9 protein-coding genes are annotated in these 14,527 nt (G+C 52.4%); all 9 read right to left on the reverse strand.

The features are described from left to right. Positions 1-65: 65 nt before the first annotated feature. Positions 66-2,795, reverse strand: a complete 2,730-nt coding sequence (locus tag LHL18_RS16425) for a discoidin domain-containing protein (RefSeq protein WP_226767881.1) — start codon at positions 2,793-2,795, stop codon at positions 66-68. A 29-nt stretch (positions 2,796-2,824) separates the two neighbouring features. Further along, positions 2,825-5,791, reverse strand: a complete 2,967-nt coding sequence (locus LHL18_RS16430) for a TonB-dependent receptor (RefSeq protein WP_226767882.1) — start codon at positions 5,789-5,791, stop codon at positions 2,825-2,827. Between the two features lie 134 nt (positions 5,792-5,925). Further along, positions 5,926-6,585: a gluconate 2-dehydrogenase subunit 3 family protein gene (locus tag LHL18_RS16435; RefSeq protein WP_134058126.1), complete on the reverse strand. Its 660-nt coding sequence runs from the start codon at positions 6,583-6,585 to the stop codon at positions 5,926-5,928. A gap of 1 nt (position 6,586) precedes the next feature. Next, complete coding sequence (locus tag LHL18_RS16440; RefSeq protein ID WP_226767883.1) at positions 6,587-8,383, reverse strand: GMC oxidoreductase; 1,797 nt, start codon at positions 8,381-8,383, stop codon at positions 6,587-6,589. A 140-nt stretch (positions 8,384-8,523) separates the two neighbouring features. After that, the gene (locus LHL18_RS16445) at positions 8,524-9,426 is read right to left on the reverse strand and encodes a sugar phosphate isomerase/epimerase family protein (protein ID WP_226767884.1); all 903 of its coding nucleotides are present in this window, start codon (positions 9,424-9,426) and stop codon (positions 8,524-8,526) included. A gap of 12 nt (positions 9,427-9,438) precedes the next feature. Next, complete coding sequence (locus LHL18_RS16450; protein WP_226767885.1) at positions 9,439-10,185, reverse strand: 3-keto-disaccharide hydrolase; 747 nt, start codon at positions 10,183-10,185, stop codon at positions 9,439-9,441. A gap of 150 nt (positions 10,186-10,335) precedes the next feature. Then, on the reverse strand, positions 10,336-11,349 hold the full coding sequence (locus tag LHL18_RS16455; protein ID WP_226767886.1) for a LacI family DNA-binding transcriptional regulator: 1,014 nt from the start codon (positions 11,347-11,349) through the stop codon (positions 10,336-10,338). A 101-nt stretch (positions 11,350-11,450) separates the two neighbouring features. Continuing rightward, positions 11,451-12,644 carry an acyltransferase family protein gene (locus tag LHL18_RS16460; RefSeq protein WP_226767887.1) on the reverse strand — a complete coding sequence of 398 codons (1,194 nt, stop codon included), beginning with the start codon at positions 12,642-12,644 and terminating at the stop codon, positions 11,451-11,453. Then, complete coding sequence (locus tag LHL18_RS16465) at positions 12,644-14,524, reverse strand: glycoside hydrolase family 3 N-terminal domain-containing protein (protein WP_226767888.1); 1,881 nt, start codon at positions 14,522-14,524, stop codon at positions 12,644-12,646. Before LHL18_RS16465 ends, LHL18_RS16460 begins: the two co-directional genes overlap by 1 nt. Positions 14,525-14,527: the final 3 nt, after the last annotated feature.

The raw sequence follows: 14,527 nt of genomic DNA on the forward strand, positions 1-14,527 counted from the left end.
AGACTACCTTTATCAGAAAAGGCGCAGCATAAGCTGCGCCTTTGTGTGCCAACATTGCTTTCAGCTTAAAGCACGGGCCCAATCAGCTCAAACTCTGCTACCTGCATTAAACTGTTATCACCTTTGTTTTTGGTGATTTCAATGCGGTAATGGCTGAAACTGCGGCCATTAAGTAGGCTGAAGCTGCGCCGCTCAGCCCGCGCAGCAAAGCTTTCACCAGCCCAGTCGCCCAGCTGTTGCCAGCTTTCACCATCGTTTGAACCAAGCAACCGGAAGTTCTCCGGATCGCGTTCCGGCGCGTCGTTAGCACTGGTGATGGCAAAGGTATTCACAATTACCGGCTGCGGTAAACTGATTTCCAGCCAGGAGGGCGCCTCAACCGAGGGCACGCCGCTGTTATCCAGCCATTTGGTTGCCGGGTTATTGTCAAATGCCATAGTACCGGCTTCGCCATCACTTATTGCGGCGCGCTCTGTTACCCCGGCTGCAGCATTATCACTGTGATCCTGCGCTTGAACCTGCGGGCCTATCAGCTCAATTTCAGCCACCTGCATTAAGCTGTTATCACCTTTGTTTTTGCTGATATTCAGCCGGTAATGGTGATAGCCCAGTGCATTGGCAACCGCAAACGTTTGCCGCTCGGCACGCTCGCTAAAACTGATACCGGCCCACTGCCCCAGGCTAACCCAGTATTCGCCGTCATTCGATGCCAACAGGCTGAAGTTTTCCGGATCCCGCTCTGGTGCATCGTTAGCGCTAACCAGCCCCAGCATATTTACGGCCTGCGGCTCTGCCAGTACAACGGCAGCCCAGGCTGGTGCATCAGCTGTTGGCACGGCGGTATTGTCCAGCCATTTGGTTTGGCTATTGCCGTCAAACGCATAGTCAGCTGCTTCAGCATCACTGATAGCGCCGCTTGACGTTACCTCTGTTGCTGTTAACGCGTGATTCAACGCCGGTACTGCCGGGCCGATAAGCTCAATTTCAGCAATTTGCATTAAGCTGTTATCACCTTTGTTCTTTGTGATATTCAGCCGGTAATACAGGTACGCCAGACTATTATTAGTGCTGAATAACCGGCGCTGGCCGCGGCTGTCAAAGCTCTCGCCGGCCCATTCGCCCAACGTCAGCCAGCTCACACCGTCATTCGATGCCTGCAGGTTAAAGTTTTCCGGATCGCGTTCCGGTGCGTCATTGGCGCTACTGATCGCCAGGCTGCTAACGGCTTTGGCGTCGCTAAACTGAATTTGCACCCAGGAAGGCTGTTCTGCCGTTGGCACTGCGGTGTTGTCCAGCCACTTTGTGCTGAGCAAGCCATCAAAGGCCATTTCAGCACGCTCTGCATCACCGATTGCACCACGGGCGCTAATGCTGCCGCCTTGCTGGATCTGGTCCGGATAAACCGGGCCAAACAGCTGTATTTCGGCCAGTTGCATTAAGTTGGTATCACCTTTGTTTTTGGTGATATTTAGCCGGTAATAGCGATACGGCAGGCTGTTATTAAAGGCAAAATCCTGCGCCGTAAAGCGACCTTCAAAGCTGACACCGGCCCATTGCCCCAGCGTCAACCAACTTTCCCCATCATTAGAAGCCTGCAGGTTGAAGTTTTCCGGGTCGCGGTCTGGCGCATCATTAGCACTGGTGATCGATAGCACGCTGACAGCTTGCGCCTCGGCAAACTGCAGTGTTAACCAGGCGGGTGCTTCGGCACTTGGCACAGCGGTGTTATCCAGCCATTTCGTCTCGGCGTTGCCGTCAAAGGCCTGCTCACCGCTTTCGCTGTCGCTGATAGCGCCGCGATAGCTTATTTGCGCACCAGCCAGATAGGCCGCCGCGGTGTATTCACGAATAGGCCCGCTACTGTTATCTGCCACCACCAGTGGCAGTTCAATATCAATAATGCTATCCGGGGTTAATCCCAACTGTGCCAGTACCGGGTGGCCCTGCAATGCATCAAGCAACTGCTGGCGCAAAACAGTGGCGGCTGTTTCATCGCCCTCTGCCGCCAGCGCCACCTGCGCCGCTGCAGCAGCAAAACTGTCAGCCAGCGTTGCATCAGCATCAATGTGAGCGAAGGCCGCATTAACAAAAGACAGCCTTATCAGCTGGTTACTGCTTTGAGCAAAGTTTTCCGCGTTATCAGCACTTTGCAGCGGTTGTTGCATCAAATTAATGGCCGGCATGTCAACACCGAGAATACGCAGCAGCTGAGCAGAGTATTCCAGCTGTGCCGGTTCCAGCGTCGCCAAAGCAGATACGTTGCGCCCACCGGCAATTGCTGCTTCCAGTAACTGGCTGGCAAAGGTGGTCAGGGCATTTACCTGCACAGTAGCTTCTGCTGTGCCATCGGCAGCAGCGCCAAGCGGTGCTTTTAACCAGAACAGGTTAGTTAATGTCACCGCGCCCAGCGCGTCTGCGTTTACTTCCCCGCCCAAAGCTGTGTCTCCGCACAGACTGAGATCACACAACATAAGGCTGTCAGCGTTAGAAGTAACAGCGAGTTTATGCACTGCGCTAAAAGCATAACCCGGTGCAGAAGTCAGCGTTAACGACGCTTTGCCACTGCTGTCGGTTTGAATTGCAGTACTGTTTACCTCGGTGCCGTTTAACGCACTGACACTGACAGCCGCGCCGGTTAAAATGCCTTTTACTGCACTGGTATCAATCTCTGCAGAGGTTGATACCGGTGCCGGTGCATCATTTGCATCTGGCGTGTCGCCACTATCGCAGCCGGTTAACAGTGCCAAAGCCGCAGTCATCGCACACAGCAGCTGACGTTTTTGTATTGTTTTCATTATTTATTCCGCCTCTTTATCTGCCTGGTTCAGAAGTTAAACGTGATACCTGCGTAGTAGCGCCGGCCAGAGTAGCTGTTGTTTAAAAAACGTGCATCGGTATCGTTACCTAACCTCGATGTTGATTCAGATTTGGTCAGGTTGATAACCGATGCCGTGAGCAACCACCGCTCTGTCAGGGCAAAGGAAGCATTGACATCTATCTGGTCGTAAGGGTCCTGATACACGTTTAAACCGCTGTTAATGCCCAGCACTGTTTCGCCACGTTTGTTGTAAGACGCACGGATGCTGTAATCATCTGTCTCGTAAAATGCAGACAGGTTGTACTGGTACTTAGCACTGCCTACCAGCGGCGACTCGCCGAATTTCTCGCCATCGACGTTCACATCTGCCTGATTCGTTTTGTTGTAGGTGTAGTTGGCATTTATGCCAAAGCCATTATCAAACGCATGCTGGATAAACAACTCAACCCCCTGCGACTTGGCATTAGAGCCATTACCAACAGTGCTGTAAGGGCTGATAGTGATCTGCCCCGGCTCCACTACGCCTGGCTCACCGGCAAAATCGCGTACCGAGTCAATCACCAGTGGCACCACGAAGTTATCTACATCTTTGTAAAACAGTGCCATGCCCACTGCCGAGCCGGTGCCGTAGTAATATTCTATCGACAAGTCAGCCTGCATCGATTCAAACGGTTTCAGGTTTTTATTACCGCCGCTGCCGCTAAAACCGGGTTGGGTGTTAAAAGCGGCACGGTCATCTGCCCACTCGTCTGAAACAAAACTAATACGCTCCTGGCTCCCCAAATCGCTGTAACCCGGCGGCGACATCACTTTTGCCAATGCACCGCGCACCACCAGATTTTCGCTGGCGTCCCACACCAGATTCAGGCTGGGTAACACATAGGTTTCTTCACTGGTTTGCGATATCAGCTGCCAGTTTTCAACAAAACGGGCATCGCCGGTAACAGGTAAACCGGTTACATCGTCGGTGTGATCAAGGAAATAGGTGTATAAATCGGTCGATTCGCCGGTGGTTTTGGTTTTGACTATCCGCACACCGGTATTACCGCGAAAGTCGCCGAAGCTGAAATCACCCTGCAGGTAAAAGGCCTGGCCTTTTTCGCGGATATTGTAGACAAAATTGTCTTCAATCCGGGTATAAGGTTTGTAGTTGCTTAATATAATGTCGCGGTACTTATCCCAGTCGACAACCGGCATCAGGTTAATGTCAAAGCCTCCGGCAATATTGCCTTCGCCCTCTGGCTTTAATACATCTCTTGCCAGCGGCATACCGCCGTTCCATTGATAACTGTCAAACTGATCGATGCCACGGCCGCTGGCCAACGCACCTTCGATATCAAAATCCGGTGCCAGAAAGAAGTTATTACCGGTTTCGCGGTGTAACTTGGCATCACGGAATTTTAAACCGCTGCGGATCAGCGTGAAAATGCCCCATTCGACATCAAAATCGACATCCAGCTGATAGTAGCGCTCTTCCAGCGTGCTGCGCACAAAGCTGGAGTTTGATGAGCCCGGATCACGCCCACCGCCAACACCGTTTAGCAAATTGGTCAGGGTGTTAGGGTCCATATACATTGACATACGATCCCCAAGCGACCAGCCTGCATATTGCGCCGCATTCTCAATGAAGGGCTGGTTTTCGCCCCAGTTGGAGCTTTTATACGCGACATCCCAGCTTTCGGTCGGCCCACCTTTTGCTTCCGTGTTGCCGGCAACCAGTTTCAGCCGGTAGCTGTCACCTTCATAGCTGAAGTTAAAATCGAAGGTATCAGAGGTTGATTCCTCGCGCACATAACTGCCGTTCATCCAGGGAAACTGCAGGTCATTTTCGGCACCGCCGGCGCCGACGGTATAATCCATGCCGGTGATAATGGTACCTGAAGCATCCAGCGTAACGCCGGTCAGAAAATTAGGGTTTAATGACCACTCAGGCATCGACACCACTGAACGGGTTCTGTCCTGGCCCAAGGTAAAACCAAAGTAGTTAAACCCCAGCTCTATGCGGTCGGTGGGGCGCCACTGGCCGGTAAGCTGCAAACCTTCACGCTCGCGCTCTTCCTTGGTAACACCAACGCGCGCTACCTGTGGAAACCAAACACCATTGTAAACATTACCCTGAGCATCGGTCAGTGCAGCCCAGTTATTGTTGTTGTCTACCGGGTTGCCATTCACATCAACAGCAGCGTCAGCCACGCCGCTCCAGCGCCAGACATTTGAATCTGTGCCACCTGCCAACACGCGGCTGGTGCGGTTTTGCCGGGTATACCCCACCAATAACCCCAGGCTCTCAGCGTCGTTTTTCCAGGAATATACGCCGGTAAACTGTGGCTCATGTTTGTCGGTAACATCAGCATAAGTTGATTCAATATTCAGTACACCGGAATTGGCGTCCATATCGAACGGTTTACGGGTATGCAGCAATACCGTACCGCCGACCCCACCAGCGTCCAGCCTGGCTTCGGGCGATTTAAACACTTCAACGGTCTGGATCATCGCCGACGGCAGCAAGGTGTAATCAAAGGAACGTGACGGCTCGCCGGGTGACGATGCAATAAAGTTACCGTTTAACTGGGTAAAGGTCAGATCGGACGATAAGCCGCGGATACTGACTGTTGAGCCCTCACCACCATCGCGCTGGATCACAACCCCTGGTACCCGCTGCAGTGAATCAGCCACGTTTTTATCCGGAAACTTACCGATATCCTCAGCGGTAATCGCATCAACCACCGCACTGGATAACCGTTTTATCGCCATATTCTCGGCCATACTGGCCCGGATCCCCCGGACCTGTACTACCTCAATTTCAGCTTCGGCTTTGGTTTCTGCCGCGGGCTCAGCTTCCTGCGCTAATGCCAGGTTGCTGCCGGCGGTTAACAGCAGGCTAAGGCTTACCGCCTGCGCTAACCTGTGTTTGCGCAGCCTGACCGGCTGCATGGTATTCCCCGTTTTGTTGTACCCTTTTTTACTGTACATAGTGTGTTGCTCTCATTTTTTCTAGTTTTAACTATTGTTCTGAGCAATGAGTTTCTCTTACTGCCTAAACGCAATCAGAACCCTGTCTTCTATCACTTGTGTCAGATTGAGTAGCCCTCTGATGAGGGCCTGGTTTAACTTTTTAGTTTCAGCTTGCGCAGCACCTCATCAGATGGGCCGTCAAAACTGGGCATGGGTTTATTGCCGATATAGCCGATGTCGGCCATACCGGGTTCTGTGGTGTAGAACGCGGTAGCCGTTAAGTCGCGCACTTTGGCAAAAAAGCGCGCGCCGTGTTTTAAGTGGGCGGCTGCTTTAGGTTCAAAACAGATGTCGTCACAAATTTGTTTCTGTTGGTCGGTACTTAGCTTTGCAAAGGCTTTGTCAAACCGCTTTTTTGCTTCGGCGTTTAGCCAGACCAAGCCGCCACGCACCAACACCAAATCTGCTTTCTGCTGCGGGTAAGGTGCACTGACCCATTCATTGATAAAGTGCTGGGCACCAAGACTGGCAGCTGAAGGCGACTGCGCATCAGCCGGAATAATAATGTCAGCCAGCACCGCTAAATCATCCAGCTCGGCCTGGGTCAGCGTCATCGACCAGGGCACAATTGGCTTTAACATGTCAGGATCGGTCGGCCGGTAAATCAGTTCGGCGCCTTTGGTTTTCGCTGTTACCGCAGCAGCATGGCTTGCCATGCTCATTACCGGCATAGCGACAGCCGCCGTTGCCAGCAACTTTAATGCATCACGGCGTTTAACATTAGTGATCTGGGTTTGCTTGTCGTGTGCCATGTTAAATATTCCTTTGCTTGAACTGCTCAACAATGTAATCACTGGTGCGCCAGGCCAGCGCCAGAATAGTCAGGGTGGGGTTTTTATCGGCGTTTGACGCGAAAGGCGCACCGTCCGCCACAAACAGGTTGGGCACATCCCAGGTCTGGCAGTGCTGGTTCAGCACCGATTTTCTGCGGTCAGCGCCCATAATAGTGCCGCCGACTTCATGAATAATGGAGCCGCCGCTGGCAATAGCTTTACGACCATCGGTTTCGATATTGCTGGTTACCTTGCCACCCATACCGGTAATAATGTCGGCAAAGGTTTTTTGCATATGCGCGGCCTGATTGATCTCATGCTCTGACCACTGCCAGTGAAATTTCAGTACCGGTATCCCCCACTGGTCGACGACCGTCGGATCCAGTTCCGCATAGCTGTTTTCATTCGGTATCATTTCACCGCGGCCAGCAAAGTGAACAAAGGTGCCGTAATAACGCCGACACGCCTGTTTAAAGTCGGCGCCGTAGGCGCCCTCAGTAAAGCTCTGCAGCCCACCAAAAGCACCTGCGCCCGGCATGCCCCGGCCACCGCTCATTTCAATATGATAGCCCCGGGCAAAATTCAGCTTGCCTGCCTTTTGTTGTTTGTATAGCCACCACGGCTGATACAAATGCATACCAGACGCACCGTCCTCGTTCATCGGAGGCAGGTTTTCCAGCGCCGGGATCTGCCCACTGACGCCTGCGCCAACCGTATCCATCAGGTATTTGCCAACCAGACCGGAACTGTTGGCGATACCGTCGGGGAATAGCGGGCTGCGTGAATTAAGAAAAATCCGCGCCGTTTCAGCTGCACTGGCCGCGACAACGACGGCACGACCTTTTACTTTCACTTCCTGACGGCTGTTTTTATCGATATAAATGACGCCGTCAGCCTTACCGGCTTTGTTCAGCGTCACTTCGCGAACCATGGCATCAGTGATAATGGTCAGATTACCAGTGGCCAGTGCCGGTGGAATTAACACCGTGGTCGACTGAAAATTGGCTTTAATCGAACAGCCCCGGCCACAAGGCGTCGCCCAAAAACAGGCGGCGCGGGATTGCATCGAATCAGCAACTACTTTTTGCCCCAATGCGCTGTTTGGAAACAATTTTGCAGGCAAGCGGGTGTGATCCTGGCGCTGACTTAAAATGGCAAGGTGCGCCGGGATCACCGGAATATTCAGCTCGTCACAGGATTTCTTTGCCAGCAGCTCATAAGCGCGCGGTTTGGGCGCCGGTTGTAAAATGCCCTCTGGCGAATCCGGTGTGTTTTCCAGGCCATGACCGGTTTCACCGTATACACCAATTAACATTTCAGTTTTATCGTAATAAGGCGCTAAGTCGGCATAGCTTATCGGCCAGTCAAGCCCCAACCCATCGCGGCTGTAGGGTTTAAAATCATACTCGCCGTTGCGCAGTGAAATACGGCCCCAGTGGTTGGTACGCCCGCCGAGCATGCGGGCGCGCCACCAGTCAAAACGCTGCTGTGGATCACGGCTGGCCTGAGTATAAGGCTCACCCGGGACTTGCCAGCCGCCGTCAATGGTAGCGTCATAAAAACCGAAGGGTTTATCCGGCGTGCTGGCGCCACGCAGCGGCGCTTCTTTTGGCAGATTAAACATCGGCGTTTCTGTTACCGGGTCGTAATGACGGCCGGCCTCTAACATCAACACCTTTAAACCGGCAATACTGAGTATCAATGCCGACATACCACCACCGGCCCCTGAGCCGACCACTATTACATCATATTCCTGTTGTCCGGACGGTCCTGACATCTTGCGCTCTCCTCATCTGCACACTTTGCAGTAATGTGCCTTGTTATAATATTTTTATCGGTGCGGTATTTTGCCTGCTCCGGTTACACATGTAACCGGTTACACGCAAAACCCAAAAATACCGGACGTTCAGGGTCGCCTTAACGTCCGGCATGGCTGGCGACAGCCAGCAATAAATCTCTGGTAGCCCGGATACCGGCATCTTCGTCAGCATTCTGACCTTCGTACTCGATACCGATATAGCCCTGATAGCCTGATACCTGGATCAGCTGCCACATGCGTCGATAATCAATGCTGGTTTCAGCACCTGAGGCATCAAACGCATAACTCTTTGCGCTGACCCCTTTGGCATAAGGCAGCAGCAACTGCATGCCCTGATATTTGTCACCACTAAAATTACCAAAATCCGGCAAACTGCCCGCATTCCCAGCCTGCTGCAGCACTGTCGCCAGCCAGCTAGCGTGCATCGAGTGCCCCATATGGTTCTCGACGATGATGCTGATGCCAAAAGGCTTGGCAAAAGCGGCCAGTTGCTGCAAACCTTGCACAGCAGCCTGCTGCATTTTTTCAGCATCCGTTGTGGCGTGATCGGCGATGCTGACGCGGATAGCGTGACAGCCTAAAAAGGCGGCTGCTTCGACCCACTTATAATGATTTTCTACCGCCTGTTGCCGCTGCTTTTGGTCTATCGCAGCCAGATCACCTTCAGCATCGACCATAATCAGCAGACTGCGGACACCGCTGTCATCGGCGCGCTGCTTTAACTGGCGCAGAAACGGCTGATCCTTTGCTTTGTCGGCAAAAAACTGATTTACATATTCAACCGCGCCAAGTTGAAAATCGCGCCGGGTTTTTACTGCAAAATCCAGCACCTTAAGCTGCCCGGCGCGCAGTTGCCGGTGCAAAGACCACTGCGCCAGTGAGATCTTCGGCTCAGATGACTCAGATGCCAGCAGTTGCCAGCTAAGCGGCAGCTGGCAAGTCAGGCCGGCTGCGGCGGCAAGGCGTAAAAATTGGCGGCGTTTAATGTCAGTAGAATACATAGCGGGTCCCTGTTATAGCGCTCGGATACGGATCTGGCGAAACGCAATTCTGTCGCCATGATCCTGCAACATGATATGTCCGGGTTCATCGGCTCCCAATACATGTTCGGGAGCAAACTTGCTTTGTGCCGCCCGCTTTTGCCAGTCAGCAGAGCCTAATTCAAACTGCAGTACCAGCTTGCCATTAAGCCAATGCTCGACATGCGGGTAGCGCACGACAATGCGTGTATTGTTCCAGCTGCCGGCAGGTAAATGGGCGTCAAGCTCAGGCGGGTAAATATCAAATAATGCGGCAGTAAAATGAATAGGATTATCGTGACCTGGGTAGTTATCATTATCCAGCAACTGGTACTCTAAACCGCCTGAACGTACCCTGCTGTCAGGTCCGGCAACTTTATAAAAGATACCGCTGTTGCCCGAAGCAGCGATTTGCCAGTCCAACTCCAGCTCAAAATCGGTAAAACTCTGTTTACTGACAATGGCACCACCGCCAGCTGCGGTTAGCACAAGAGCATTATCAATTATTTGCCATTGCTGACCAATTTCATTGCCATTGCTGTCAGTCCAGCTGTTGGTAGACTCGCCATTAAACAGCCACTGCCAGTCATCTGCAGGTTCTGCCTGAACTTCAGCACTAGTGGTCACAGTCGGTATAGCTACAGTATTGGTTGCGACGGGTTTACAGCCTGCCATCACAGCAAGCAGCAATAAGCTCTGCGCAGCGACACGTGAAGCGGCGCCTGAGTTAACTCTGTTCACCCTTAGTCTCCCCTTGCTGGCACCGGCATTATTTTACGCCGGCACGGATAATTTTATCTTCTGCACCGGAGCAATTCTGTGATCGCCTTAATGAAACCGGTTACATCATTTAACCTAAATCTCTGGCGGAATTTTGTCAAGCGGGATTGGTTATTTTTTATCCGTGATTATTGCCGTGCTGTCACGCACCACCAGCCGGTATGACAGCATCATATGCTGCTGGGCCAAAGGCTCGCCTCTCATCAGTTGATACAGTGCGCGCATCGCCTGCCGGCCTAACTGTTCTGCGGGTTGATCGATAGTCGTCAGGCTGGGCTCGGTGAAGGCAGCAAACTCAATATTGTCAAAACCTGCTATCGCAATATCCTGCGGCACACGCAGCCCATGCTGTCGCAGACAACGCATAGCGCCAATGGCCATTTCATCATTCATGCAAAAAATAGCCTGCGCCCGTTCTGGCTGCTGCAGTAAACGCTGTGCGGCATCGTGGCCCGATTGCATGCTGAAATCCCCTTCCACCACAGCATTAGCCGCTAATGTTAAGCCCGCACCGAGCAGCGCATCTTTCATGCCTGCCAAACGGTCACGCACTATGGGGCTATGCGCCGGCCCGGTAATCACTGCCAGCCTTTTCAGGTTTAGATCAAGCAAATGCTGTGTCAGGGCGCGGGCCGCGCCGCGGTTATCCAACTCGACCACCGGATAACCGGCGGGTTCATCGATGCGCTCACAGGCATTAACAAAAGGCACTGTCGCCGCCAGCTTGCGATCTTCCTCGGAAAACGGATAACGGCTATCAAGTTGAATTAAGCCATCCGCCTGGCTGGTCAGGCCCATGCGGGCATATTCCTGCTCACGACTGACGCTGCCCTGAGTATCCCCCAGCAATACTGCATAGCCACAGGCCTGGGCTTCCTGCTCAATGCCGCGGATCACACGGGAAAAAAAGGGGTTAGCGACATTAGGCACCAGCACCACCACAGCATAAGCCTTGCCTGAGCTGAAATTACGTGCCAGCTGATTTGGCCGGTAACCGGCACTTTGCACTGCCTGCATCACGCGTTGCCGGGTGTCAGGCGATACCAGCTCCGGGTTTTTCAGTGTGCGCGATACCGTTGCGGTAGATACGCCGGCGAGTTTGGAAACAATCCTGATGGTGCTCATGCTGGTATCGTTTTATCTTTACTTCATCGTACCTTAATCTGCACAAATAAAAATTGCCAGAGCTCAGGTGCCCGAACTAAAAATATGCCGTATTTAACACATCATACCTTTAAGAAAATGCCACGCTTGTAACACCAATGCATCAGCAGATACGACAGCAGTAAAAAGCTGATGGCAAAGGCCAGTGAACCGTTATAGTTGCCAAAAGCCGGCTGATACAGGTTACTGAACAACCAGCTTTGCAGCGAGATATCGCCTACCGGGATCATGCCGAGCAAACGGGCGGCAATACCGGCAAACATAAAAAATAAAATGGCATTGGCACCGAATACCACAAAAGGTGCGCTCCATAAGCGGTATTTTTTGATATCGCACAGCCACAGGCAGGCGGCCAGCGCAATAGCACAATATCCGCTGCTTAGCAGTACAAAGCTCGGCGTCCATAAACTTTTATTAATCGGCAATGAAAAATGCCACAGTTCTGCCAGCCATACTGCGACCACGCCACACAGCAACAAACCACGGGCTTTTTGCACCAGTGTGCGCTGCGCTTGCAACCACTGCGCTATCAGTAAACCACTGACACAGCTGGCGATGGCCGGCAGTGTTGACCACAGGCCTTCCGGATCAAACGCAAAGGGCGTGGCGGTGCGGTAATACACATGCTGCGCACCCAGTACAGTATGATCAAGCCAAGCAGCAAAGCTGTTGCCAAACTCCAGTAAACCAACAAACTGCTGGCCGTATGCGTCCTGGTACGGTAAATACCACATTCCGGCCAGATACAGCGCACACAACATTAACATAGCAATAATGCGGCCGCGCGTAGCACAGTACAGCGCTATTAACATGGTAAAAAAGTACACCAGCGCAATGCGTTGCAATACTCCCAACGCCCGCACTGCCATCAGTTTCTGCTCGATGTAATTGTAGGAAGGGTCGCGGAAATTATAGTAAAACAGCACCAAAAACAGCCCCAGCAGGTACAGCTTAACCGAACGCAGTAAAGCGTGTTTTAACAATGCAGCTTTTGTGGCTGTCTGCTGTCGCTGCAGACTAAGTTGCAGTGACATACCAACAATGACAATAAAAAACGGAAAAATCAGGTCGGTAAAGGTCCAGCCGTGCCATTTGGCATGCAACAGCGGGCTGTAAACGTAGCTCCAGCTACCGGGGTTATTAACCAGGATCATCGCGGTAATGGTCAGGCCGCGCAGCACATCAAGCGCAAGCATGCGGTTAGCCGGTACCGCGGATAAAATAGCCTGGCAATGCTGCCGGATAGCTGCCAGCATCAGTTCGCGGCCTGCGATACGGTTACCGGCAAAGTACCGGTTAAACTGTATTGGCCAAGTAGCGCCTGCGCAATCGCTTCATAGGTCGCATTGCCGGCATTTATTGCTGTGGCATCTTCTGCGGTGTTATAGGCGTAGCTGGCCAGCACGATATCTGCATAGTTGCCATAGCGGCTAATATCGTAAGGCGCACGCAGGCTTAAAAAGACATGCGGCTTTTTCCGCGCTTTAATTTGCGGCAGTAAGGTTTCATACTGCAGCGTCTGCCTCTCATATGCCGCCGCTATGTTAGCAACACCGGTTAAGTCATCCATACCGCCAATATCGGCCAGGCTTTGCATTGGTGCGATAAAGCCACTAATCACCACATCCGCTGCAGCAATTTTAGCGCCAGCGTCGGTTAAATCGGTTTGCTGCAGGCTTATCGTGTCTATCGAAAAATGCTGTTTGCTGTAATGCTGCAAGGCCGCCGACAATGCTTTCGCTTTAGTCTGATCCGGCATCACCAGTAACAGTTTCTTTGTTTCGGTAAGTTTAAACGGTAAGTAACCTGCGGCGGGTTTTACCTGTGTCAGAGCCGCTTTGGCCAGTGCCAACTCGGCTTGGCGGTGCTTTGCATTGCCAAGTGCCTGCTGTGCTTTTTTAATTTGCTGTGCAGGTGTTTTTTCAGTTGGCAGCAATGGATACTGCTGTTTAAGCGCAACAATGCGCTGGTAAGACTGTTCCAGTTCAGTTTGATCAAGCGCACCGGATTGCACTGCGCTCTCCAGCGCAGTCAGCAGCTCTGACAGAGCCTGCAACTCGCCCGGATGCTGCAGCTTAACTGGCATCAGTGCAATGTCGGCACCGGCAGCAAAGGTTTGTACTACGGCTTCAGTGTGACTAAAAAACTTGCTGATACCCGCCATGTCCAACGCATCTGTTACGATAACGCCGTTATAGCCCATATCTTCGCGCAATACGCCGTGCAGAATTTTGCGTGACAGCGTAGCCGGTTTTAGCATGCTCTCACCGTCTTTGGAGACAAAGGTGCTGTTATCCAGTGCCGGGTATTGAATATGCGCTGTCATGATCATACCGGGATTATGCTGCTTTATTATGTTGGCAAATGGCAGTAAATCGACTTTACGGATTTGCTCAATGCTATGCTCTACCCGCGGCAGGCCCAGATGGCTGTCTACCTCGGTATCACCATGGCCCGGAAAGTGTTTCAGTGCGGCTATCATGCCACGCTGCTGCATCGCCGCAGTCATGGCCCCTCCCAGGTCAGCCACCATGGCGGGATCTTCACCAAAAGCACGCACATTAATTACCGGGTTTTGCGGGTTAACGTTAACATCAATGGTCGGGGCAAAATTCAGGTTTATACCCAGCGGCAGCAGTTCATCGGCCAGTACCCGGCCCACTTCAGTGGCGAAGGCTGTGCCGAAAGCACTATAAGTTGCACCAATCGCCATATTGCCGGCAAAAGAGGTTGCCAGACTGCGTGGCAAGCGGGCGACCCGGCCACCTTCCTGATCAATGCTGATAAACAGTGGTAGTTTCAAAGCCGACGCCGCCGCTGCGGTTTGCATGTCACGGTTTAACTGCACAATTTGTGCGACATCCTGCAAATTCTCCGCAAACAGAATAACGCCGCCGATATCGTAGTCGCGGATAAGGTTCGCCAGTTCAACCGGCAGTTTAGTCATCGCTGTGCGGCACTGGCCATTAACCGGCGCTTCTTCACAGTAATAGCGCAGGTCAAGCATCAATTTCTGCCCCAGCATCTGTTTAACGCTGGCTTTAGGCACGTTGCTATCAGCAGCCATAGCTAACGCCGGTAAGGTGAAACTGCAGAGACTGAGTAACAGCAGTGAAGCGCGGTTTAAGCATGACATAGC

This window comes from Rheinheimera aquimaris, from assembly GCF_020531985.1.
Taxonomy (GTDB): Bacteria; Pseudomonadota; Gammaproteobacteria; order Enterobacterales; family Alteromonadaceae; genus Alishewanella; species Alishewanella aquimaris.